The 23,907-nt window shown below is 53.5% G+C and carries 18 protein-coding genes, 1 pseudogene and 1 riboswitch; of the genes and pseudogenes, 12 read left to right on the top strand and 7 right to left on the bottom strand.

Features of this window, described 5'->3' with window-relative positions; genetic code table 11:
• The first annotated feature begins 11 nt into the window (after window positions 1-11).
• On the top strand, window positions 12-761 hold the full coding sequence (locus P2R09_RS05535; protein WP_275767847.1) for a DNA-binding transcriptional regulator YciT: 750 nt from the start codon (window positions 12-14) through the stop codon (window positions 759-761).
• On the opposite strand, the gene P2R09_RS05530 is transcribed toward P2R09_RS05535, so the two are convergent.
• A complete protein-coding gene (locus P2R09_RS05530; protein ID WP_275767845.1) occupies window positions 758-1,774 on the bottom strand; it encodes a LacI family DNA-binding transcriptional regulator in 1,017 nt (338 codons plus the stop codon). The genes P2R09_RS05535 and P2R09_RS05530 overlap by 4 nt on opposite strands.
• 257 nt (window positions 1,775-2,031) lie before the next feature.
• Between P2R09_RS05530 and ascF the strand changes: the two genes are divergently transcribed.
• From ascF to P2R09_RS05500, 6 genes are all read left to right on the top strand, one after another.
• A complete protein-coding gene (gene ascF, locus P2R09_RS05525; RefSeq protein WP_275767843.1) occupies window positions 2,032-3,480 on the top strand; it encodes a PTS cellobiose/arbutin/salicin transporter subunit IIBC in 1,449 nt (482 codons plus the stop codon).
• A 35-nt stretch (window positions 3,481-3,515) separates the two neighbouring features.
• Window positions 3,516-4,946, top strand: coding sequence for a 6-phospho-beta-glucosidase (locus P2R09_RS05520; RefSeq protein ID WP_003854953.1), 1,431 nt, complete (start codon window positions 3,516-3,518; stop codon window positions 4,944-4,946).
• 105 nt (window positions 4,947-5,051) lie between these two features.
• A riboswitch (TPP riboswitch) is annotated at window positions 5,052-5,154 on the top strand.
• 68 nt (window positions 5,155-5,222) lie between these two features.
• Window positions 5,223-5,924, top strand: coding sequence for a thiaminase II (tenA, locus tag P2R09_RS05515; protein WP_275767839.1), 702 nt, complete (start codon window positions 5,223-5,225; stop codon window positions 5,922-5,924).
• On the top strand, window positions 5,921-6,661 hold the full coding sequence (locus P2R09_RS05510) for an ABC transporter ATP-binding protein (protein WP_275767837.1): 741 nt from the start codon (window positions 5,921-5,923) through the stop codon (window positions 6,659-6,661). Before tenA ends, P2R09_RS05510 begins: the two co-directional genes overlap by 4 nt.
• Window positions 6,658-7,413 carry an ABC transporter permease gene (locus P2R09_RS05505; RefSeq protein ID WP_275767834.1) on the top strand — a complete coding sequence of 252 codons (756 nt, stop codon included), beginning with the start codon at window positions 6,658-6,660 and terminating at the stop codon, window positions 7,411-7,413. Before P2R09_RS05510 ends, P2R09_RS05505 begins: the two co-directional genes overlap by 4 nt.
• A 23-nt stretch (window positions 7,414-7,436) precedes the next feature.
• Window positions 7,437-8,372 carry an ABC transporter substrate-binding protein gene (locus tag P2R09_RS05500; protein WP_275767832.1) on the top strand — a complete coding sequence of 312 codons (936 nt, stop codon included), beginning with the start codon at window positions 7,437-7,439 and terminating at the stop codon, window positions 8,370-8,372.
• Between the two features lie 33 nt (window positions 8,373-8,405).
• Here the strand turns inward: P2R09_RS05500 and P2R09_RS05495 are convergent, their stop codons facing one another.
• The gene (locus P2R09_RS05495; protein ID WP_275767830.1) at window positions 8,406-10,178 is read right to left on the bottom strand and encodes an EAL domain-containing protein; all 1,773 of its coding nucleotides are present in this window, start codon (window positions 10,176-10,178) and stop codon (window positions 8,406-8,408) included.
• A gap of 151 nt (window positions 10,179-10,329) precedes the next feature.
• A complete protein-coding gene (locus tag P2R09_RS05490) occupies window positions 10,330-11,556 on the bottom strand; it encodes an FAD-dependent oxidoreductase (RefSeq protein WP_275767828.1) in 1,227 nt (408 codons plus the stop codon).
• A 163-nt stretch (window positions 11,557-11,719) separates the two neighbouring features.
• Between P2R09_RS05490 and P2R09_RS05485 the strand changes: the two genes are divergently transcribed.
• Together P2R09_RS05485 and clcA are read left to right on the top strand one after the other, a co-directional pair.
• A complete protein-coding gene (locus P2R09_RS05485; RefSeq protein ID WP_275767826.1) occupies window positions 11,720-12,028 on the top strand; it encodes a YicS family protein in 309 nt (102 codons plus the stop codon).
• A 93-nt stretch (window positions 12,029-12,121) separates the two neighbouring features.
• Window positions 12,122-13,513 carry a H(+)/Cl(-) exchange transporter ClcA gene (clcA, locus tag P2R09_RS05480; RefSeq protein WP_275767824.1) on the top strand — a complete coding sequence of 464 codons (1,392 nt, stop codon included), beginning with the start codon at window positions 12,122-12,124 and terminating at the stop codon, window positions 13,511-13,513.
• A gap of 1,109 nt (window positions 13,514-14,622) precedes the next feature.
• Here clcA and P2R09_RS05475 read toward each other — a convergent pair.
• Window positions 14,623-15,303, bottom strand: a complete 681-nt coding sequence (locus P2R09_RS05475; protein ID WP_275767822.1) for a type 1 glutamine amidotransferase domain-containing protein — start codon at window positions 15,301-15,303, stop codon at window positions 14,623-14,625.
• A gap of 161 nt (window positions 15,304-15,464) precedes the next feature.
• On the opposite strand from P2R09_RS05475, the gene P2R09_RS05470 reads away from it, so the two are divergent.
• From P2R09_RS05470 to P2R09_RS05460, 3 genes are all read left to right on the top strand, one after another.
• Window positions 15,465-16,382: a LysR substrate-binding domain-containing protein gene (locus P2R09_RS05470; protein WP_313044945.1), complete on the top strand. Its 918-nt coding sequence runs from the start codon at window positions 15,465-15,467 to the stop codon at window positions 16,380-16,382.
• Between the two features lie 109 nt (window positions 16,383-16,491).
• Entirely contained in the window at window positions 16,492-16,707 is a 216-nt protein-coding gene (locus tag P2R09_RS05465; protein ID WP_275767818.1) for a YdgH/BhsA/McbA-like domain containing protein, read from the top strand.
• Between the two features lie 644 nt (window positions 16,708-17,351).
• Window positions 17,352-20,825 carry an autotransporter domain-containing protein gene (locus P2R09_RS05460; protein WP_275767816.1) on the top strand — a complete coding sequence of 1,158 codons (3,474 nt, stop codon included), beginning with the start codon at window positions 17,352-17,354 and terminating at the stop codon, window positions 20,823-20,825.
• 145 nt (window positions 20,826-20,970) lie between these two features.
• Here P2R09_RS05460 and P2R09_RS05455 read toward each other — a convergent pair whose 3' ends face one another.
• The 3 genes and pseudogenes from P2R09_RS05455 to P2R09_RS05445 form a co-directional block, all read right to left on the bottom strand.
• Window positions 20,971-22,173 carry an MFS transporter gene (locus P2R09_RS05455; RefSeq protein ID WP_275767814.1) on the bottom strand — a complete coding sequence of 401 codons (1,203 nt, stop codon included), beginning with the start codon at window positions 22,171-22,173 and terminating at the stop codon, window positions 20,971-20,973.
• Window positions 22,174-22,336: 163 nt separating this feature from the next.
• Window positions 22,337-23,077 carry a nitroreductase family protein gene (locus P2R09_RS05450; RefSeq protein ID WP_275767812.1) on the bottom strand — a complete coding sequence of 247 codons (741 nt, stop codon included), beginning with the start codon at window positions 23,075-23,077 and terminating at the stop codon, window positions 22,337-22,339.
• A gap of 654 nt (window positions 23,078-23,731) precedes the next feature.
• Window positions 23,732-23,875 (bottom strand): annotated as a pseudogene (locus P2R09_RS05445) (general stress protein); the annotation flags it as partial.
• Window positions 23,876-23,907 lie beyond the last annotated feature (32 nt).

Genomic DNA, 23,907 nt, shown 5'->3' with positions numbered 1-23,907 from the left:
GAAGCGCGATTATGAACCCGCGACATCATCAGATAATTCAATTAGTTAATGACCGGGGCAGCGTAACTGTCAGTGAACTGGCCCAGCATACGGGTGTTTCGGAAGTGACGGTGCGCCAGGATCTTACACTGCTGGAACGTGATCGGCTGCTTCGCCGGGTTCATGGCTCTGCGCTGGCACTGGATAGCGATAACGTCGGCACACGCATGAATACCCGTTATTCCACCAAGCAGGCGCTGGCAAAACATGCGGCCAGCCTGGTGCAGGCGGGTGAGTCGGTTTTCATCGAAGGGGGCAGTACCAATGCGCTGCTGGCGCGGACGCTGGCTGATCGTGCGGACCTTACGCTGATTACCGTCAGCCACTATATTGCCCAGCTTCTGCGGGAGGCTGCCTGTGAAGTGATTGTGCTTGGCGGATTATTGCAGAAAAGCAGTGAATCCGTTGTGGGTCCGCTGACGCGTTATTCCATTCAGCAGGTCCATTTTCATAAAGCGTTTGTTGGCGTGGATGGCTGGCATCCGGAGACGGGTTTCACCGGCCGCAACATGCTGCGCTGTGATGTAGTAGATGCAGTGCTGGCGAAAGGCGCTGAAAGCTATGCGCTGACTGACGCGTCAAAATTTGGTCAGATTCACCCCTATCCGCTCTCATCCGGCTTTCAGGTCGGGCATGTAATTACTGATGAGACACTGGATTCCGCGACGGTCGTGCAACTCAGCGCACAGGGGATCGAGGTGATACAGATCGCGATAGGTTAAGCAGGCCAGGGGCCTTTAGTCACGGAGTCCCGCATCATCAGGCTGGCCGTGAAAGGCGCCTGAGTCTGCCAGTCACCCCCGTCCAGCATGGTTACCAGACGGTTGATCGTCTCGTCGATCATTTCTGTGACCGGTAGCTTCATACTCGATAATGACGGCGTGATATAGGGTGCCAGCGGGATATCATCAAAGCCTATTACCGAGACCTGATCGGGTACTGCAATGTTGCACTCGGTCAGGCGTTTGATTGCACCAATCGCCATCTCATCATTACTCGCCACCAGCGCAGTAAATGACACGTTGCGCTCAAGGAGCGTGTCGACGGCTGCCATACCGCTCTGCGCCGTCCATTTACCCGCCACAATATGGCGGTCGTCGGCGTTAAGGCCCTTTGAAGCCAGCGCAGCACGATAACCGTTAAGGCGCTCAACACCGGTCGGAGAATCCTGCGAACCGGTAATAAATGCGATATCGCGGTGTCCCTGGTTCAGCAGATACCCCACGGCCGTGGCACTGCTGGCGTGCTGATCGCTGTAAATGCAGTAGCTGTGATTGACGCGCAGCCGCCGGTTAATAACCAGAATGGGCTGTTTGTGGCTGGAGATAATCGCATCCAGCGCGTCAATGCTCAGGAAGCGCGGATAGATGATGATGCCGTCACAGCGCAGATCGAGCAGAAACTGAATGGCCGCCTCTTCCTGCCCGGCGGTGTGCTTGCCGTCCGCCAGAATCAGCTGACGGCCCTGCTGCTCCATCATGCGTGCGGAGTGGGCCATTAACTCAGTAAAGTAGCTGCCGCTGTAGAGCGTGTTGGTGATGACCAGTCCGATTGTCTGAGACGTTTTAGTCGCCAGATTGCGGGCCAGCAAATTAGGCCGATACCCGGTTTCTGCAATAGCCTTCAACACCCTTTCACGCTTCTCTTGTCCGACGTAGCCATTACCTGAGAGCACACGTGACACTGTCGCTTTTGAAACGCCCGCCTTAATTGCTACTTCCTGAATCGTTGTCATCGTGATGCTCCTTTGCTACGTCGTCCTGCAGTCTACCTAAGCCTCTCAATATTGGAAATATTTACCCGGTATGCATACGCACATCATTGCATTTAGCAGGTGATGAACTTCACAAAATAGAAATCTGCCCGATTTATACTCTTGTCGCCGCACGTAAAGACCTTCATGATTTTGTGAAACCGGTTTCCTATTTGTCTGCTTACAGGCATTAAAAACATAAAAATTTTGACCGATTTACCCTACAGAGAAGAGCGATCATGCCCATGAACTATGCCGAGGTGTCACGCGCCATTGTCGATGCGCTTGGCGGCCTCACCAATATCGAAGCCGTCACTCACTGCATGACCCGCCTGCGTTTTGTCCTGAAAGATCAAACACAGGTCGACTATCCACGTCTTAAAGCCATCACTGGTGTCATGGGCGTGGTACACAACGATACCCAGTGCCAGGTGATCATCGGGAATAACGTATCGCAGGCTTACCAGGCGGTGCTGGAACTGGGATCGCCCGGCGCAGCATCGACTGTGCCGGTAAAACGCAAAATCACGCTTAAAGGTATTGGCGCAGGTATTCTGGATGCGCTGGTGGGCACCATGTCGCCACTGATCCCAGCCATTATTGGTGGGTCCATGGTGAAACTGCTGGCGATGATTCTTGATATGGCGGGCGTGTTTGAAAAAGGTTCATCAACGCTGGTGATCCTCAACGTCATTGGCGACGGCGCATTCTTCTTTCTGCCGATCATGGTTGCCGCCTCAGCGGCGCTGAAGTTCAAAACTAATATGTCGCTGGCGATTGCCATTGCCGGCGTTCTGGTCCATCCAAATTTTGTTGAGCTGATGGCAAAAGCGGCTCAGGGTCAGCCGGTCGAGTTCGCTTTCATCCCGGTCACCGCGGTGAAATACACCTACACGGTGATTCCGGCGCTGGTGATGACGTGGATCCTGTCACACATTGAGCGAGGCGTGGATCGCATCACCCCTGCGGTCACTAAAAACTTCCTGAAACCGATGCTGATTGTGCTCATTGCGGCACCCATTGCGATTGTGCTGATTGGCCCGATTGGTATCTGGATCGGCAGCGGCATCTCCGCGCTGGTTTATACCGTGCATGGCTATCTTGGCTGGCTGTCTGTTGCGATTATGGGCGCTATCTGGCCGCTGCTGGTGATGACTGGTATGCACCGGGTTTTCACACCAACCATTATCCAGACCATTGCCGAAACTGGCAAAGAAGGCATGGTGATGCCGTCAGAGATCGGCGCCAACCTGTCGCTGGGCGGATCGTCGCTGGCGGTGGCGTTCCGCACTAAAAACCGTGAACTGCGCCAGACAGCACTGGCAGCTGCGGCATCAGCCATCATTGCAGGGATTTCAGAACCGGCGCTGTATGGCGTTGCAGTGCGCCTGAAACGCCCACTGATCGCCTGTCTGATCAGTGGTTTTATCTGCGGCGCGGTTGCGGGCATTGGCGGGCTGGCCAGCCACTCGATGGCCTCACCCGGCCTCTTTACCAGCGTACAGTTCTTCGATCCCACCAATCCCATGAGTATTGTCTGGGTCGGTGCGGTCATGGTGCTCTCGGTAGTGTTGTCATTCGTGCTGACGCTACTGTTAGGCTTCGAGGATATTCCTGAGACAGAACCCGAAAGCGCTGCGCAACCTGCGCCTGCTACCGAACGCGCTAACGCGATCAATAGCCATTAGGAAAAGGGTCAGGCTGACCCAAAAAAGAGGATTGCATGTCTGATTCAAGGTTCCCGCAAGGGTTTTTATGGGGCGGCGCGCTGGCCGCTAACCAGAGTGAAGGTGGTTTTCGTGAGGGCGGAAAGGGCTTAACCACCGTCGATATGATCCCGCATGGCCCAAACCGGATGCCGGTTAAACTGGGTCTGGAAAAACGTTTTGCCCTGCGTGACGACGAGTTCTATCCCAGTCATGACGCTATCGATTTCTATCACCGCTATCCGGAAGATATTGCGCTGATGGCCGAAATGGGGTTCAGCGTGTTCCGCACCTCAATTGCCTGGAGCCGGCTCTATCCTAACGGTGACGAACTGACGCCTAATCCGGAAGGCATTGCGTTTTATCGTGCGGTCTTTGAGGAGTGCCGGAAATACAATATCGAACCGCTGGTCACGCTTTGCCATTTTGATGTGCCGATGCATCTGGTTACGGAATATGGCTCATGGCGCAATCGCAAAATGGTCGATTTTTTTGCCCGTTACGCACGAAGCTGTTTCGAGGCGTTTGATGGACTGGTGAAATACTGGCTGACCTTCAACGAGATCAATATCCTGCTGCACAGTCCGTTTTCCGGGGCTGGCCTGGTCTTTGAACCCGGCGAGAATAGAGACCAGGTAAAATATCAGGCAGCACATCATGAACTGGTTGCCAGCGCGCTGGTTACGCGAATCGCGCATGAAGTGAATCCGGTCAATCAGGTCGGCTGTATGCTGGCCGGCGGCAATTTCTATCCCTGGTCGAGCAAACCGGAAGATGTCTGGGCTGCACTGGAGAAAGACCGCGAAAACCTCTTTTTTATAGATGTGCAGGCGCGCGGTGCCTATCCGGCTTATGCGGCCCGCGTGTTCCGTGAAAAAGGGGTGACGCTGGAGATCGCTGACGGTGATGCCGACATTCTGAAAAACAGCGTCGATTTTGTCTCATTCAGTTACTACGCTTCGCGCTGCGCATCGGCAGAGATGAACGAGCAGAACAGTAGCGCCGCCAACGTGGTGAAATCACTGACCAATCCCCATGTGCCACGCAGTGACTGGGGCTGGGGCATCGATCCGCTGGGGTTACGCATCACGATGAACATGATGTATGACCGCTATCAGAAGCCCCTCTTCCTGGTGGAGAATGGCCTGGGCGCACGCGATGAAGTCGACGCGAACGGCGAGATTAATGACGATTACCGCATCAGCTATCTGCGTGAACATATCCGCGCGATGGGCGACGCCATTGAAGATGGTGTACCGGTGATGGGTTATACCAGCTGGGGCTGTATCGATCTGGTTGCCGCCTCGACCGGCGAAATGAGCAAGCGCTACGGTTTCGTCTACGTTGACCGCGACGATCTGGGCAACGGCACGCTGGCGCGTACCCGAAAAAAATCATTCTGGTGGTATAAGAAAGTGATTGCCAGTAATGGCGCAGATCTTGAGTGACACTGTCACTTAATAAGTACATCTGAATGCACTGTTGCGTAGCAAACGTGCCTGAGCATAACACTGACGCATGCGTTGTGTTCAGGCACTAATTATCGTATAACGAATGTCTCCGAGGGGTGTCCTGTCATGGGCTGAGATGGCGAAAGCCGAACCCTTTGAACCTGATCTGGGTCATGCCAGCGAAGGGACGGGTCGGCAGATTTTCTGTCTCATTTCCTGCACTATCCCCTGTTCCAGACCGTATGCCCGGATCTCCCTTTTAATGGAGATCCTATGTCACATCCGCTTTTCGAGACCGGTTTCTATGGTCGTCTGCGCCAGCAGGCGGGCACGCAATGGCACGCCTATGTGAGGCACGATTTTGTGCAGCAACTCGGTCAGGGTACGCTGCCTCCTGCCGCCTTCCGTCACTATCTCACCCAGGATTATCTGTTCCTGCTCCACTTCGCCCGTGCCTGGGGTCTGCTGATCAGCAAACTCTCTGAGCCTGAAGCTTTACGACGCGGTACGGCATCACTTAACGCGATTATCGGTGAATTGCCGCTGCATCTCGCTTACTGCCAGCAATGGGGCATCGGTGAGGCAACAATGGCACGCGAACCCGAGGCAGCGGAAACGCTCAATTACACCCGTTATGTGCTGGATGCCGGTCACACCGGCGATGCACTGGAGCTCATAACGGCGCTGATGCCGTGTGTTGCCGGTTATGCTGAAATCGGCCTGACTTTACTGGATGATCCTGCGACCCGCGTTGAGGGCAATCCTTACGCCGAATGGATTAAAAATTATGGCGATGAAGCCTATCTGGCGGGGGTGGGCTCGTCACTGATACTTTTTGAAACGCTGGCTCAGCAGCGCGCCGGAGAACAACGTTTTGATCGGCTGGCGGAGATTTTCACCACTGCGACCCGGCTGGAAGCAGCATTCTGGCAGATGGGGATAGATCACGCTGCCGATCTTCGGGTCAGACCATGAGCCAGCTGTGCAATGCCACACCGCCAGGTATTTCAGTTCGCCAGCTCTGCCTGACGCTGGGTCAGCAACAACTTTTCAGTCAGCTTAATCTGGAGATCACCGGGGGTAAATTTACGGCGTTACTGGGCACCAGCGGTGCAGGCAAAAGCAGCCTGATGCGTGTCATTGCCGGTCTGACGCCACCGACCTCGGGACAGATTAGCGGCAGCGATGGCCTGCCGCTGACCGGACGCATCGCCTGGATGGGGCAGCAGGATTTGCTCTATCCGTGGCTGACGATTGAGCAAAATGTCTGCCTGGCCAGTCGGCTTAAAGGTGAGAAAGCCGATCGCGACTGGGCGCAATATCTGCTGGCAAGGGTTGGGCTGAGCCAGAGCGCCCGCGCGCGGCCCGCTACACTCTCCGGCGGGATGCGTCAGCGCGCTGCGCTGGCCCGCACTCTCTACACGCGTCAGCCTGTTGTGTTAATGGATGAGCCATTCTCCGCACTGGATGCATTGACCCGTCATCAGATTCAGACGCTGGCGGCGGAGGTGCTGGTTGGTCACACGGTGCTGCTGATCACCCACGATGCCGCCGAAGCCTGTCGTCTCAGTCATCACCTGCTGGTGATGGGCACGGCGGGAATCGAAGCCTCTCCACCACTACTGGGCCTGCCGCCCAGAGCAGCCGATGACGCCGGCTTAATACGAAGTCAGGCCGCACTGTTGAAACAGCTAAGTGGAATAGCCAGATGAGTACACGTTTTGTCCGTTTTCGTCGTGGAATTACGCTGTTTGTCGGTCTGATTGCAGCATGGTGGCTGGCCACGCTGACCTGCATTCCCGCCTTTCTGCTGCCCTCGCCCGCTGCAGTCGCTATTGCGCTGTGGCATAACGCTCACTATCTCAGCTATCACACTCTGATTACCCTGACCGAGATCCTCAGCGGCATGGCGCTCGGCGTGCTGCTGGGTGGTGTGCTGGCGCTGGGCATGACCTATTCACCGTGGTTACAGCGCTGGATGATGCCGCTGGTGATCACCAGCCAGGCGATTCCGGTATTTGCGCTGGCTCCGCTGCTGGTTCTCTGGTTTGGCTTTGGCATGAGCGCCAAAGTCGCGATGGCCGTGCTGGTGATCTTCTTCCCGGTAACCTCCAGCTTTTTTGATGGCCTGCGCCGCGTTACGCCCGGCTATCTTGACCTGGCTCGCACTATGGGCGCTTCCCCATCAGCACAACTGCGCCATGTCAGGCTGCAAGCGGCGCTGCCTGCGCTGGGTTCAGGGTTACGGATGGCGGCGGCCATCGCGCCGATAGGGGCAATTATCGGCGAATGGGTCGGCTCAGCGGAAGGGCTGGGTTTTGTGATGCTGAATGCCAATGCCCGGATGCAGAGCGATCTCTGTTTCGCTGCCCTGTTCATTCTGGTGCTGATGACCCTCGCCCTGTGGCTGACTATCGATCGCCTGCTGCACCGCCTGATTAGCTGGGCTCCTGAGACAATTTGATGACCATTAAAATGAGAAATCCCATGACTAAACTGCCCCTGTTAACCCTGCTCTTCAGCACCACCTTAACCACTCAGGTTCAGGCGATGGAAAAACTGACGCTGGTACTCGACTGGTATATCAATCCCGATCACGCGCCCATTATGGTGGCGCAGCAGACCGGCGCGTTTGCCGCTGAAGGACTGGAGGTAAATATCGTGCCGCCTTCCGATCCGGCCCTGCCGCCACGTCTGGTCGCGGCAAAGCAGGCGGACTTAGCCATCACCTATCAGCCTCAGCTGCATTTCTTCGCCGATCAGGGATTGCCACTGATGCGGGTGGGCACGTTGATTAACACGCCACTGAACACACTGATGACGTTAGACAAAACGGTAAAAAAACCGGCGGATTTAAAAGGTAAACGCATCGGCTATTCAGTGAGTGGCATTGAACAGGCGACGCTGGCGACCATGCTGGCCCATGACGGCGTCAAAGCCGATCAGGTCAAATTGATTAACGTTAATTTTCAGCTCACCAGCGCCCTGATGACCGGCCAGGTAGATGCGGTAATCGGCGGCTATCGCAATATTGAAGCGCTGGAGTTGAAACTTGCCGGCAAACAACCCGTCGTTCTTAACGTCGAGGATTATGGTGTTCCCGCTTATGACGAGCTGATTATCGTCGCCAACCGTGATGAGGCGCACTCGGAGAAGATTCAGAAGTTTCTGCGGGCATTGAAGAAGGGAAATGCGGAGCTGCAGGCGCATCCTGAGGAGAACTGGCTGATTTTTGCCCGCGAGCATCCTGAGCTGAATACACCGCTAAACCATCAGGCATGGCGTGCCACGCTGCCGCTGTTCGCCGCCGATCCGGCAAAACTGGATCGTGCACGCTATCAGGCTTATGAGCAATTTCTGTTTGATAACAAGCTGATTAAAGGCATCACGCCGGTCGGCCGCTACGCCATCGGCAGTGAGTGATAAGCGCCCGCAGCGAGCGCTGCGGGCAGGTTATTAATGAGACTTCTGAAACAACCAGTGTTCAATGTCACTGGCGGGCAGCGGTTTTGAGAAGAAATAACCCTGAATCTGATCGCAACCGTAGGTTTTCAGTAATCCCAGGGTCGCTTCCGTTTCGACGCCTTCGGCCAGCACGGTGTAATTCAGCTCTTTCAGCATCTGGATAATGCATCTGACGATGATTTTCGAAGCGTCATCCTCACCCATACGCGAGATTAGTGACCGGTCAATCTTAATCACATCCAGCGGGATATCCTGCAGATAGCTGATGTTGCTGTAACCCGTGCCGAAATCATCCAGTGAGATCACAAAACCGTGAGATTTCAGCGCTTCCAGTCCTTTTATCGCCACATCACTTTTGGTGATCAGTTCATTCTCCAGACACTCTATCCCCAGGATAGCGTTAGGCAACTGAGCGGCCGCAAGTTTAGCCACCAGCTCATCGGCAAAATCGGGTCTGGCGAAATCGCGCTCACTGACGTTGATTGAGACCGGAATCAGATCATATTCGCGATTCCAGCGCGCCAGTTGCTCAACGGTGTGATCGATAACCCAATTGGTCAGATCGGAAATCAGGTTGGTTTTACCCGCTAACGGAATAAATTCTGATGGAAAGAGCTCACCTCGCTCAGGATGATTCCAGCGAATCAGCGCCTCCAGCCCGACCGCCTTACCGGTTCTGAGACACACTTTAGGCTGCCAGGCCAGATAGAGCTCTTCATCTTTATTCAGCGCCTGAGCCAGATCGTTCATGATCATAAAATCATCGGTGCGCCGCGAGTCGTAACTCTCGTCAAACGACATTGCATTGATGTTTTCATCAATAGCCTCATGCAGCGCGCTCACGGCCTGACGTATCGTTTCATTCGCATCCATCTGGCCCGGAACAAACTCTGTTTCGCCGGTAAAGACATTCAGATCGAGCGTAATATTTTCCGCCAGGTCGGCCTTCATGCCTTTAAACAGGTCAGGCATATTGTGTGCTGTAAACCGATCCGAATAGGGCTGAACGATAGCGAAACGGCCAGGTGCAAACGAATAGAGTGTTTCATTCTCCGGCAGATTGAGCCGATGTGCGACATCCTGCGCCATCTGCTTCAGGAGTTTTTCCATCGGCGCAACGCCCACCGCGCGCGTAAGTTCATAAGCGCGAATGATATCGAGACAGTCGATAAGAATCAGGCGAAAACGGCTATGAGGCGCGGTCAGGGTCAGCTGATGAATATCACGAATCAGGCGGGGACGATTCGGCAGATGCGTAATAACGTCGGCAAAACCCGCGTTATTCCAGGCATCCAGAAAAGAGGACACCAGGGTAGCCAGTGAGCGCAGCGTGACGAGTTTGTCATCCGCAAAGGGATGTGGCTGCGTATCGGTTACACAGAGTGTGCCCAGCACGGCACCGTCGAGGTTCTGCAGCGAAACGCCGGCATAAAAACGAATATGCGGGTCGCCTTTAACAAACGGGTGAGTAACAAAGCGCTCATCCAGTAAGGTGTCATACACGACCAGGTGCCCTTCACCATCAATAACATGGCGGCAGAGAGACTCATCGCGGGTCGATTGCTTAAGAGCAAAGTTACGAGACGCTTTAATATACTGATTGTGGTCGTCAACAATCGAAATGAAACTGCCTGAAATACCCAGCACCTGGCTGGCGAGATTAACAAATCTCTCCAGCACTTTGTCCCGTGCTTCATCTGGTGACAAAAGTGCCTTAATTGCACTAAGACGTTTTACGTCGCTGCCGTTTTGCTCGTTATGCACTGAAACCTCTCTTATGCAGGCGCAAAAATCGAAATAATTTAGCTTACAAATGCTCAATTAACGCCCAATTATCAGATAAATAACGGCTCAATCTGACAGTACTTTCACAGCGAAACAGTGTCGCACGATATATGATCGCTGTCGAAACCATTTAACGCTCTTCTTTCACGCGCGCAACCTGTGGCGACTCAGGCCTGAAGCCAAGACCAATCAGGCGTCCCAGCACGAAACGCAAGAATGGCAGGCGACGGATAATCGCAGGAATCTTGCTACTGCCCGAGGGTTTTCTTTTTGCTTTGTTGCGACTCATTTTAATCTGAAGAAACTGCGTGGCGACGGTAGGGAACTGACGTCGTTTCTGCACTTTTTCCAGATCGCGCAGTTGCAGTTCACCCCGCTTCAGGGATTCCGTCAGGAGGTTCGCCGTCGCAACTGCATCCTGAATCGCCAGATTTACCCCCACCCCGCCAATTGGCGACATGGCATGAGCCGCATCACCAATGCAGAGTACGCCGGGTCTGGCCCACTTATCCAGCCGGTCAATACGTATCGACAGCAGCTTAAACGCCTCCCAGCTCTCGATTTCTGCCATGCGCGTCGCTTCAAAAGGTGATAGTGCCATAACCTCTGCTTTAAACGCGTCGAGTCCGGCAGCCTGTTTCGCTGCAAACTCTCTTTTCGGAATGGTCAGCCCGCACTGCCAGTAGTCACCGCGATCGATAACGATAAAGTTCTGACGGGGTCCTTTGTGCCCCATCCCAATGTCGGGATCCTGTGGCTGCTTACTTAAGCGGAACCATATAACATCGCGCGCTGCGCCAAATTCCTGTCCCGTCAGCCCGGCCGCTTCGCGCACACGGGAATGGCGGCCATCGGCACCGACCACCAGTTTACAGGTGATATGCAGCTGCTGATTCCCACGAGAAGCCGTCACGCCACTGACCGTGCCATTGTCATATTTCAGCGACTCAAACGACGTTGATTGCAGCAGACTGAAGCCGGGATAACGAATGCTCTGTTCTGCCATGTAGTTCAGGAAATCCCACTGCGGCATAAAAGCAATAAAGCGACACTGAACCGGCAGACGTGAGAAATCAGCCATTGTAATGCTCTGTCCTGCTATCTCCGCCTCCAGCTTTTCAGCACGCTGATGCGGCAGCGTCAGGAAAGCGTCCAGTAGGTCGAGCTGATGCATAATTTCCAGCGTCGAGGGGTGGATGGTATCACCACGAAAATCGTGCAGAAAATCGGCGTGCTTTTCGATCACTATTACACGCAGTCCCGCGCGGGCAAAAAGATAGCCCAGCATTAACCCCGCAGGACCACCACCCACAATACAGCAGTCAGTGGTGAGAATTTCAGTGGAATGTGGCTGCATATCAGCTCCCTGTTGCGCCAGTATTGCTATGATTATTGCGTCAGCCGTGGCGATATGACCGTCACCGGTTGATGGTGCTGTGCTCAGGCTAATCACTCAATGCGATTTATTCCAATCGAAGCTGCTGAACCGCCATTATTGATTCAGCAGTGAGGAGATCATTATGAACGTGATCCGCAATACACTATTTATTCTGCCGCTGTTAAGCCCACTGGTTGTGGCCGCCGCTCCGTATGACACCCTGAAGTTTGCTCTGCGGCAGCAGCAAATAACGGATGATCTGCGCCAGAAGTGTCAGATATTGCCCGCCGTACCTGATGAAAAATTGCGGCAGACGTTTATCAACGATAAACAGAACATGGAACAGAATCAGGCAACATTAAACGCAGCGGTGCGGGCTCTGAAAAATCAGGACAATCCAGCCTATCGCGAACGCATGGCACAAGTGGTTTGTCCACCACAAACCGAGTAACACTTTTCCTCAGGCGAAATTGATACTGCCGTTTGTTTTCACTTTACCACTCAGTAAACTGGCACGCTGGTTTGTTTAAACAAGAATGTCTTAATGAACGAAGAATCACCGCAGCCGGTTTATGTTCCTCGCTCCATTACAGCGCGTAGCCGAATGTTCCGCGCCCTTCTCTATCGTGATAAAACGCCGCTGGCGATGCTGTTTTGTGCTGCGCTGGTCGGTTCGCTGGTTGGCCTGGCAGGCGTGGCATTTGCACGCGCCGTTGAAACCATCCAGCAGTGGCGTGCCGACACGCTGGCGCCAGGGCAGTTACAAGGCTGGGTACTCTACGCCACTGCCTTTGCCATCTCGGCTCTGCTGGCGATGGTCGGCTATTTTCTCGTCAGACGTTATGCTCCTGAAGCGGGTGGCTCGGGCATTCCTGAAATTGAAGGGGCGCTTGAAGAGCTAAGACCTGTGCGGTGGTGGCGGGTCATTCCCGTGAAATTCTTTGGCGGCATGGGCACGCTGGGTGCCGGAATGGTGCTGGGCCGGGAAGGCCCAACGGTACAGCTGGGCGGGAACATAGGGCGCATGGTCATTGATATTCTGGGAATGCGCAGTAATGAAGCCCGACATACGCTGCTGGCTACCGGTGCGGCCGCCGGTCTGGCTGCTGCTTTTAATGCACCGCTGGCGGGCATCCTGTTTATCATCGAGGAGATGCGCCCGCAGTTTCGTTATAACCTGATTTCGATTAAAGCTGTGTTTACCGGTGTCATTATGGCGAGCATCGTGTTTCGCTATTACAACGGCGAACAGGCTGTCATCTCTGTGGGCAAGCTGGCTGATGCGCCAGTGCAGACGCTGTGGCTCTATCTGATACTGGGTATGGTTATCGGTATGGTCGGCGTCTTATTTAACCGTATGATATTTATCACCCAGGATCTTTTTGCCCGCTTTTACGCAGGTAAAACGGCACGTGTGGTACTGGCAGGCGCATTGCTGGGCGGAGGTTGCGGCATTCTGGCTCTTCTGTTCGCACCAGGCGCAGGCGGCGGTTCTGAACTGATTCCCCAGGCGGTTCATGGTCTCTTCCCGTTAACCCTGCTGTTGGTTATCTTCCTGGTCAGGCTGATAACGACTCTGCTCTGTTTTGGGTCGGGTGCACCCGGCGGTATTTTTGCCCCGATGCTGGCGTTAGGGACACTGCTCGGTACAGCATTTGGGGTGGCAATGACGGATCTGTTTCCGTTTTACCATCTTGATGCGGGTACTTTTGCTATCGCGGGGATGGGCGCACTGTTCGCGGCTTCGGTTAGAGCACCACTCACCGGCATTGTGCTGGTACTGGAGATGACAGATAACTATCAACTGATATTGCCGATGATCATTACCTGTCTGGGCGCTACGCTACTGGCACAGTTCCTGGGAGGAAAACCACTCTACTCATCTATTCTGGCCCGCACGCTTGCGCGTCAGGCAGACACTACCCACTCGCGGTGAGCGGATATCCGACTCTGTTACTTATCATCATATTAATCAGACGGCATCTGACCAGGTGCCGAATTGATCCTGTGATTGATCTCATGCCCATCATTTTTATGCAGGTAATTTTCGCGCTGCCCGTCAGGCAGCACTGTTACACTCGGCCACAGCAACCCGCCCGTCACTGAGCAGGATATTTATCCCCTGGAGCATCTTTTTAATTCGGGCCGCGGAGTCTGCAGGAGTTATATAAAATATTACAAATATAAACAACCACAAAAATATAAATATACTTTGAATATTTCAGGATCGGATGCGCATCTTAAAATGATAAAAGCCCTGACTGAAATAGCCAGGGCTTTTAAGGTACGACAGATTTAACGTTTACCATTAACTAACTTAATTGAAAGGTACTGCTTCGATACTACTATTTATGAACAGATCCTGCGGATAATAATGATCACGAAACAAAAATGTCATTACCATTAGCGGTTTTCACCACCTGATAGTCTTTCAGGAGACAAAGACAGGTCAGGCCCGTATAAATCTGTACACCCCCATCGCGATATATACTCTTTGATGCGTTGCCTTACTTTCATTACGACGTTTAAACCGCAATCGTATCCTGTCGTAACGTAACGTTCAGAACTACGAGGCCTTACATCATCGCGACGCGATACTGCAAACTACATATTACAACACCTTAAAACTTACTTCGACTCCATTTAACAGGGTTATCATTAACTAATGTTTAGTTTCAAAGAACAATGTTTAACAGAACCGCCGACGATGTTGAACTAATATTCGTCGACACCTTTTACGCTTAACACCGTAGGTTTCCGGTGTATCAGGGCTGTTTCATGCCGCTGATGAGTTCTACTTTACGCATATAAAAAACGATGTCAACACTGTTATTAAAGACATGTTTATATCTGCAGTAGAAGGGTTTAACCAATTATTTAATCTCTGCACAAGCCCGCAGATTTACTCTAAAGGTTAAGAATAATTGAACCCTAATCTATTCGATATAAATAATTCAGCAGGTCACTATTTGTTTTCCACGCAACGGCGGTAATAAAAAAAGGCGCCCGCAGGCGCCCATCAACCAGTGTATGCCAAAACCTGCTTTATTTTTTCAGGTTTGCCAGCAACACTTTTGCGGTCTCAGCCGATGAACCCGGATTCTGACCGGTAATCAGCAGGCCATCCTGAACAGTGTAGGACTGCCAGTCATCGCCACGTGAGTAGATACCGCCATTCTGTTTTAATGCATCTTCTACAAGGAACGGTACTACGTCTGTCAGGCCAACGCCCTCTTCTTCACTGTTTGTGAAGCCAGTGACTTTTTTGCCTTTAACCAGAGGCGTGCCATCCGCATTTTTCACATCACGCAGGACACCGGGAGCATGACAAACCAGTGCAACCGGTTTGCCAGCCTGCAGCGTTTGTTCGATCAATGAAATGGAGTGTTTATCATTTGCCAGATCCCACAACGGTCCATGACCGCCAGGATAGAAGACGGCATCAAATGCATCCTGGTTCATCGTATCAAGTCTGACAGTCGAAGCCAGCGCAGCCTGAGCAGCAGAATCAGCATGGAAGCGACGGGTCTCATCGGTCTGAGAATCGGGCTCATCACTTTTTGGATCAAGTGGCGGCTGTCCGCCTTTTGGCGACGCCAGCGTAATGTCAGCACCCGCATCAAGAAAGGCATAGTAAGGCGCGGCAAGTTCTTCCAGCCAGAAACCGGTCTTCTTGCCGGTGGTACCCAACTCATCATGCGAGGTCAAAACCATTAAAATTTTCATTTACGCTCCATATAACAGTCAGTCGGTTTCAGGTGTAAGAATATTCAAAATCTGCGTGTAAGCCGCCAGTCACGGCGTTGACCCATTAATCATGGCGGGCTTAAGAATATTTATGAAATTTATCTCTTCAATTTCAGCTATTCACATAGCATTATAGCTCAATGAAATACGATTTGAATTTACTGCCAGTTTTGCTGGTCATGATGGAAGAGCGTAACGTTACTCGCGCAGCAGAACGACTGGGTATCACCCAGCCGGCGCTATCTAATGCATTGAACCGGCTTCGTGAGACACTCAACGATCCGCTATTTATTCGTGAACGTTATGGGATGCGCCCGACACCAAAAGCCGAACAGCTGGCTCAGGTGGTCGGATCGGCGTTGTCATCCATCGATAAAGTGATTCTGGGCCAGCAGGATTTTGATCCCCTGCATGCCACACGGCTATTTACTCTCGCACCGAATAGCTACGTTGAATTCATCATGATGCCTGCCATTGTGGCTCGCCTGCGGACTTCAGCACCTAATGTCAGGCTTCGCCTCACCCCTTTTGGCAATGACGTCACCGAAACCGGCGTAATTTCCGGCAACACCGATATGGTGCTGGGTCGAATCGTTGATCCTCCCGATAATCTGGTGGTGCAGCACCTGATGAATGAGAGTCTGGCCTGTGTATTACGCGCAGATCATCCGTTCGCAGGCGATAGCTTCAGTGCCGAACAGTATGAGCAGCTTAAACACGTCAATGTTCTGCCACCTGGCCGTATGCGTGCAGGATTGTATCAGGCGCTTGAACAGCGCGGCCTGCGTCGTCAGGTTGCCGTATCCGTCACACATTTTCTCGCCGTGCCAGAAATGATTGCAGTCACAGACTATTGCGCCACCCTACCACGTCTGATCTGTCAGCACCTTTCCCGGGATCCGCGACTCAAAATTGTTCCCGCACCTGTCGATCTCGGCACTTTTCCTGTGGAAATGGGCTGGCATGCACGTTATCGCAGCGACCCAGCCCATCGCTGGTTCAGGACGTTAATCATGGAAACGGCACGGGAGCTTTCTGACTCACAGACAAACAATTAGCATGATCACCATTGCCGCACTAATAGTTAATAATGATATGATAACATGAGTTAGTATTATTCCCATCGGAGGCAGACAACCTCCCCATTCATAACTCAGGAATATGACCATGAAAAACGTAAAAGCACTCTCTATCGCCGCCATCGCTGCATTCTCAATGATCTCATTTGGCAGCTTTGCTGAGACCGTTTCTGTCACCTCATCCACACTGGATGGTGCAGAATCAAAAATCGCTGCTCAGGCTCAGGAACAGGGCGCGCAGTACAAAATTACGGAAGCGAACACCAATAACCGTGTTCACATGACCGCAGAACTGTATAAATAACGGATGGTCGCAAACGGATTTGCCAGGAGAGGCTGCCCAATGGGCAGCCTTTTTTGTTCCCGGTCAGGCAAGACGGGTGGCGGGCGACGATAAGAACTGACAAGAGGCCGAATCTTTCCTGCAGAGCATCTGAACAGCGGGCTTTTAAGCAGGGCCTCGAACTGTGTTTCATTCAGCAAGACAGGCTAACGAGGCACAGATTCATCGAGAGTTTTAACGAATGTTCTCACCATTAATGCCTGAATGAACAGGTAGTTAAAGATATTCTTCATGCCAGAAGAATCAGTGATGAGTGGCGGCAGGAATTTAATAAGTTCAGTCTACATTCGTCGCTAAATTACCGGAGCTCCTCTCAATTTGCAGCGGGTTAGGGAAACAGAAGAAAATTAATCTGACATTAATAACAGATCGTTGTAATTAAGAATGGCCGCGGTCAGGCCAGCCGGGTTTCTATGAAATTCTGTCTGCCGGAAAATCATCATTCTCAATTTCATCGCATTATTTCAATTTCATTGTTCTACTTTGCTTAACCGTCCTGAGATATACACCACTTTTGACTTGCTAATCCCGCTTTAAGGTTATTAATTGGCTGTGTTACCGTATGTAAATAAGACTAATCTTAGTAATTATTTTCTGGGTAACGAATGCTTAATTTCATTTCCTGGCGACGCATGAGCGTCTTGCTGGTGTCTGCTGTGTTGTCAATTTACGTTGCCCCGGCGGTTTCGGCACTTTCAAATGGCTGTATAGCCGTTAATGCGCTCTCAGGTTCAACATCGCTTTCATTCAGCGCAAACAAGTATCCGGCCTCCGACTTTCTGCCGGGGGATGCTCTCAGCATAAGTTTTACTGACAGTGGTTCCGCCTCCGGCGGTATTGCATCTAACGCTGACAGCGTGGGCCTCGCCCGTGCCAACCTGAGTAGCTTCCAGACCTATAACGCAGCCAACTCCACAGGTAACTCTCCGCATACCGTCACCATGACCGTACCGACCGGAAGTCTTGAGACTAACGGACTGGCCGTCCGGGCAGACACCTCACATGGTCAGATAAGCAATCTGGTGTTTAACTGTACGAGCGCCGCCTCTTCATCCAGTGATGCCACCCTGTCAGGCCTCTCCCTTTCAGCCAGTACCCTCTCGCCGTCGTTCAGCTCCGGGACCAGCAGCTACAGCGCTTCTGTCGCAAACAGTGTTACTTCAGTCACGGTCACGCCGGTGGTCAGTGAAAGCCATGCCACCGTAACGGTTAACGGCGCGGCAGTGGCTTCGGGCTCTGCTTCTCAGAGCATCAGCCTGGACACCGGAAGCAACACTGTTTCCGTGTTGGTGACGGCACAGGATGGTACCACGCGCTCATACAGCATCACCATTACCCGCGGGGAGGCACCGCCGGTATCGGCGGACAGCAGCGCAACCGTGCCGGCGAACAGCGCGAATAATACCATCCCGCTGGCCCTGAGTGGAGGCACGTCCCCCTCGGTGACCCTCGTGATGTCACCTGCTCACGGCAGCGCCACCGTTTCACGTACCATGGTCACTTACACGCCGGTGGCCGGCTATTCCGGCAGCGACAGTTTTGTCTGGCACGCGTCAAACAGCGGCGGGACGTCAGCGGACGCCACGGTGTCCATTACCGTCAGTGCACCTACCCTGACCCTCTCTCCCGCGGTCGGTTCGCTGCCCTCTGCCACAGCCGGCACGGCCTGGTCGCAGACGCTGACCGTGTCAGGCGGGACGGCCCCTTACACCTGGAGCAGCACTATACTTCCGCCGGGCATCTCGCTGAATGCATCATCGGGTACGCTATCAGGAATACCCTCTGCGTCAGGCAGTTACAGTTTCCAGGCCACCGCGACGGACGCTCTCGGTGCTACCGGCGGCGCCAGCTACACACTGAGCGTCAGCGCCGCCGCGCCTCTAGCCAGCGACAGCGCCGCAACCGTGGCGGCTAACAGCAGTGCCAATTCGCTGTCCCTCAGTCTCTCAGGCGGTGCAGCCATTTCTATCAGTATTAACACGCTTCCTGCGCACGGCAGCGCCACGGTCTCCGGCATCGGGATAACATACACGCCAGCCGCCGGTTACTCCGGCAACGACAGTCTCACTTACACCGCCAGCAACAGCAGCGGGACATCAGCCAGCGCACGGATTTCAGTCAGCGTCTCTCCATCAGTCCTGACGCTTTCCCCTCCGGGCGGCGCGCTGCAGCCTGCAACGGCAGGGATCCGCTGGACTCAGACCGTAACCGCGGGCGGAGGAACCGCGCCTTACGGCTATACCGCTGTTAACCTGCCGGCGGGGCTCACACTCAGTAGCGCGACCGGCGAACTCTCAGGCACGCCAGTCGTTGCCGGGATCTACAGTTTTCAGGTCACGGCCTCGGACAGTCGGGGTGCCAGCGGTACCAGTAGCTATACGCTTAAGGTCAGCGCCGCTGCACAGTCTTCTCTCCAGCTGCAGCCTGCTGGCGGCCCCTTGCCTCAGGCAACAGCCGGAAAAATGTATACTCAGGCCTTAAGCGTCACGGGCGGCACAGCGCCCTATCGCTGGCAGCTCAACGGCGTCCCGCCTGCCGGCCTCTCTTTCGCTGACGGCCAGCTGAGCGGCCTCCCGCAGGCTGCCGGTAACGGTTCATTCGCCGTTCAGGTCACGGATGCCAGCGGAAACACAGTTCAGTCGGATTACACCCTGTCTGTTGTCGCCGCCGCTCCTCAGGCCACCGACCACAGCGCCACGCTTGTCGCCGGTCAGTCGGTGACCGTGAGCCTGACCGACGGTGCAACAGGTGGACCATTTACCAGTGCTCAGTTGCTTGATCAGCCGGACAGCAGCCTTGGATCTGCTGCAGTACGCACCTCAGGCAATGATTTTCAGCTGTTCTTTACCGCTGCCGGGCAGGCCAGTGGCACACTTGCACTGCGTTATGTGCTGACCGGCCCAGCCGGCACAACATCTCCGGCGCAGGTATTGCTGACTATTGCGGCCCGCCCCAATCCTGCACAGGATGCTGACGTGATAGGTATGGTGAGCGCGCAATTCCGGGCTGCTCAGAACTTTGCCCGCGCGCAGTTACGCAACTTCAGCGACCGACTTGAGCAGCTGCACAGCGGAAAAAATATTGCTTCTGACATGACCGGTATCCGCTATTCGTTACCCTCAGCTCGTCCGGAGTACGATGCGGACCAGAAAATGTGGGCGACCGCATGGCAACAACAGAAAGCCTTTACGAACGACATACCGGCACAGCCACTTATTCCGTCCCTGCCCTTTTCATCTGATAAGCAAGCACAGCGGCTTTCCTGGTGGACCGGCGGTTATGTGGATTTTGGTGGCGACAACAACAGTGGAATCCGCTTCAGCCATACTACCGTGGGAGTCACTACGGGCGCAGACTATCGGTTTTCCCGGGCTTTGACTGCTGGCCTGGGAATAGGTTTCGGCCGTGATGTCAGCGATATCGGCGACAGCGGAACACGCACGAACGGACGCGCTTTCAGCTCAGCGCTTTATGGCAGCTATCATCCGAACGCGTTTTTCGTAGATGGACTTCTCGGGCATGGGCTGATGGACTTTGACAGCAGGCGCGTCATCACCGGCACCACAGAAGAGGCCCGTGGCAGCCGGTCGGGGCGACAGATCTTTTCCTCTTTGACGTCAGGTTATGACTTTCGCACACCGGACAGTCTGCTTTCACCCTATGCCCGCCTGCAGTACACCCGAACCTGGTTTGACGGCTACAGTGAAACTGGCGTGGGCACCAACAGTCTGGCTTTTGCCCCCAAGACGTTTTCGCAGGTCACTGCCGGAGCAGGACTCCGCGGTGAACACCGCATTCCGGCTCACTGGGGTGACCTGCGACTGCAGGCTCGTGTTGAGTATGCACAGGCTTTCAGCGACAGCGGCTCGGCACACGTCGGCTATGCCGACACCGCAGATGACACCTGGCGCGTGCAACTTACAGAGCCCAGCCGCCAGACGGTGACAATGGGGACTGGCATTGATTTTCTGTTGCCGCATAACATCACGCCAGGCATAGCCTATCAGGGGATGCTGGGACTGGACGCGCAGCATACGCGCGAACAGATGATGATGATCCGGGTAAATATTGGTTTCTGAAGGCTGTATAAGAAGGTCTCCTTCGATCCTTCTTCACGCAATTTCAGTGCCTCACGTGGATGTCGAAATAGACCCGCAATGACGGATGGTCGCAAACGGATTTGCCAGGAGAGGCTGCCCAATGGGCAGCCTTTTTTGTGCCCGGTCAGGCAAGACGGGTGGCGGGTGAACTGCCGGTACGCCACCATAAAATCAGCGCGGCCAGCGCTATCGCTCCGAGTACCGCAAACGCCGTGCTATAGGAATAACGTGCGGCGATCATACCGGTCATGGCAGGACTCAACGCAGCACCTACACCCTGCATCAGCATAATGACGCTCTGCCCGGCGTTAACATGCCCCGTGCCTCGCATTAGCGTAACAATGTAGCCAGGCACCGCCACACCGAGAATTCCAGCCGCTATACCATCCAGCACCTGAACCGGAATAACAAAAATCGGCTCAGCAAAACCTGCCGCAATCACCGCGCGCAGCGGTAAAATCATCAGCGCAACCATAATGAACAGACGATAACCCTGCGTTTCAACGCGCTTTGACACCCACAGCGCAACCGGGATCATCACCAGTTGTGAAATCACCACCGTTGCCGCCGCATACAGCCCCGGACTTACTGCCGCCTGACCCCCAGCCGAAGCGACGCGCATGCTCAGCATCGGCAGCAACGCGGCATTGGCAAGATGAAACAGCAGTAACGTCACGCCAGCTATCATGAGCGCGGGTTTACGTATCAACATTGATAAGTTGAGCGCTGGCTGTCGCTCTTCCTGTTTTTCATACCCACGCGCCACATCGTTATCGATTTCGTCACCGCGAATCGCCAGCGTTGCGAAGGCTGCGAAAACCGCCATCACGGTCATCAGAATAAAGACTGCCCCCATTCCCCAGTACCACGCGGAGAAACCCGCCAGCAGGGCAGCAATGGTATTACCGCCATGGTTAAAGGCTTCGTTGCGTCCCATCTGATGGTTAAAACCACGCTGACCGGTCAGACCCAGGGTAATTCCCGCAACGGTCGGGCCGATGAAGGCCGCCGCAATACCTGCCACGATTTGTGAGACCATCGCCGTCCATGTCTGATTGCTGTACCACAGCAGCAGCGTGGCAACGGTGATGACAAGGCAGCCCAGTAACACAATCATTTTTTTTTGGCGGGTCGCATCGGCAGCGATGCCCGCAGGCAGGGTGGCAAGTAATCCGGCTATTCCGCCACAGGTCATCACCAGACCAATTTCGTCTGGTCGCCAGTGTCGTTCCGTTAAAAATATACCCAGAAAAGGCCCCAGACCATCGCGGACATCGGCCAGAAAAAAGCTCATTAAACAGAGCGCAAAAAGTGAACGCTGAGACATGTAATTCCCCTGGAAAGTAACTGTTAAAGGCAGTTGCGCTTCGGTTAACAGAGAAATTATGTGTTACAACCTGGAAAGTCACATTTCGTTATAGTAACAAAATGAAAAAGGCCACCCGCAACGGTGTGCGAATGGCCCTGCGTTTCACTCAACAAAGAGCAAATTATTTATCTGTGCCGAAACCCTGCTTCAGCAGTGCGGGCAGTACAGCCGGGAAGTAGATGTTCTTGTAATAACCGCTGACGCTCTCGCTCCAGCTCTCACCGTCATCACGTCCGATGTTTTTCCAGTGCTGAACCATTTCTTCATTATAAGCCGCAATCTGCTGCTCCAGACCCTGGGTCTGGTAGGTCTCATCGTGGCGGAAAGTGGCCAGCGGCAGACGTGGTTTCTGGTGAGCGGGCTGGTCAACGTGACCGATTACCACGCCGGCAACCGGGAAGGTCATCGGTGGAAGATTGAGCAGTGAGATCATTGCCTGCGGATCGCGACGGATACCACCAATCGGCACAATGCCCAGACCTTCTGAACGTGCCGCGGCCATCACTGACCCCAGCGCAATGCCGATATCGGTTGAACCCGATACGATACTCTCAATACTCTGATGAGCGATCTGCTGCTGATCGACAGCGGCCATGCCGACCGCTGATTTATGCATATCCAGCACAAAGGTGATAAACACGGGTGCTTTGGCGATCCACGGCTGACCGCCCGCGATGGCAGCGATCTCGGCACGATGTCCGGCATCACGGGTAATGACCACAGAAACCTGCTGCGAGTTTACTGATGTTGGTGCGCGGTAAGCGGTACTGATTATACGATCCAGTACCGCTTCATCGACAGGTTGCTCAGTGAAACTGCGTTCACTTTTATGACTTGTAAAAATATCAATCAGTTCGCTCATGGTTCCTCCCATATAAAGCGCAACTATAACAGTCGTGTGTCCACACGCTTGGTAATTAAAGGGTTTTTGGCATAATTTTTGTAACTGCTTTTTATTTTGTACAAGCCTGTGTACACATCTGAAGCTCTATGGCATTAGTTTTGAAATCTAAATGGTAGGCCGTAGCGGTTCATACATCGCGATGATGGTGGCCGTAACTTCAGCTAAACCGGAGCGATATTTAACCTATTCTGAATATCAGATCAGCCGCACAGGAAGAGCGCTCACCGCTGACGGCTATGCATGTTCAAAAAAGAAGTAGAAAGTCTGTCCGAACAATAATGGGTGAAATCGTTATCCTGTTGCTTAAACCATTACCTGCGCTCAGTTGCTTCTTAAGCTGCGCTTCTTCATGCCCCTCACAGAGGATATAGCGCGCGAGGCCGCAATACAGGTCGCTGTCCGAACTGTCCATACATCCATTCTAAAATGCGAAGGCAGAATACGATCACATGCGTCAGGCATGCACTTAACTAAGTAAAACATATCCTAACTGCCGGGCAGTATGATTTAACATCACGGCCCTGTACACAACATTAAAAAGCCCGCTGGACGCGGGCTTTTCTCATCAAGCATCAGGAAGCAGCTGCTCCTGAACTCCTTTTTTCTTACCAAACCACCTTTCCGGCCCGCTTCACTGGCTCGCTCAGGGCTATTTCTAAAATTCCCTCCGCTTAACTGACCGCCTTTCCGTCCGGCTTCTGCCGCGCGCTCCGGATTTTCAGCAAAATTACCGGCTCCACCACGTTTTGCTGCCATAAAATCTCCAATTTAGGTTAAGTATTATCTTA

Origin of the sequence: Pantoea sp. Cr_R13 (genome assembly GCF_029222565.1) — a bacterium.
Taxonomy (GTDB): domain Bacteria; phylum Pseudomonadota; class Gammaproteobacteria; order Enterobacterales; family Enterobacteriaceae; genus Pantoea; species Pantoea eucalypti.
Note: the sequence above shows the minus strand (reverse complement) of the source record. Positions and strands in the feature narration are given on the sequence as shown.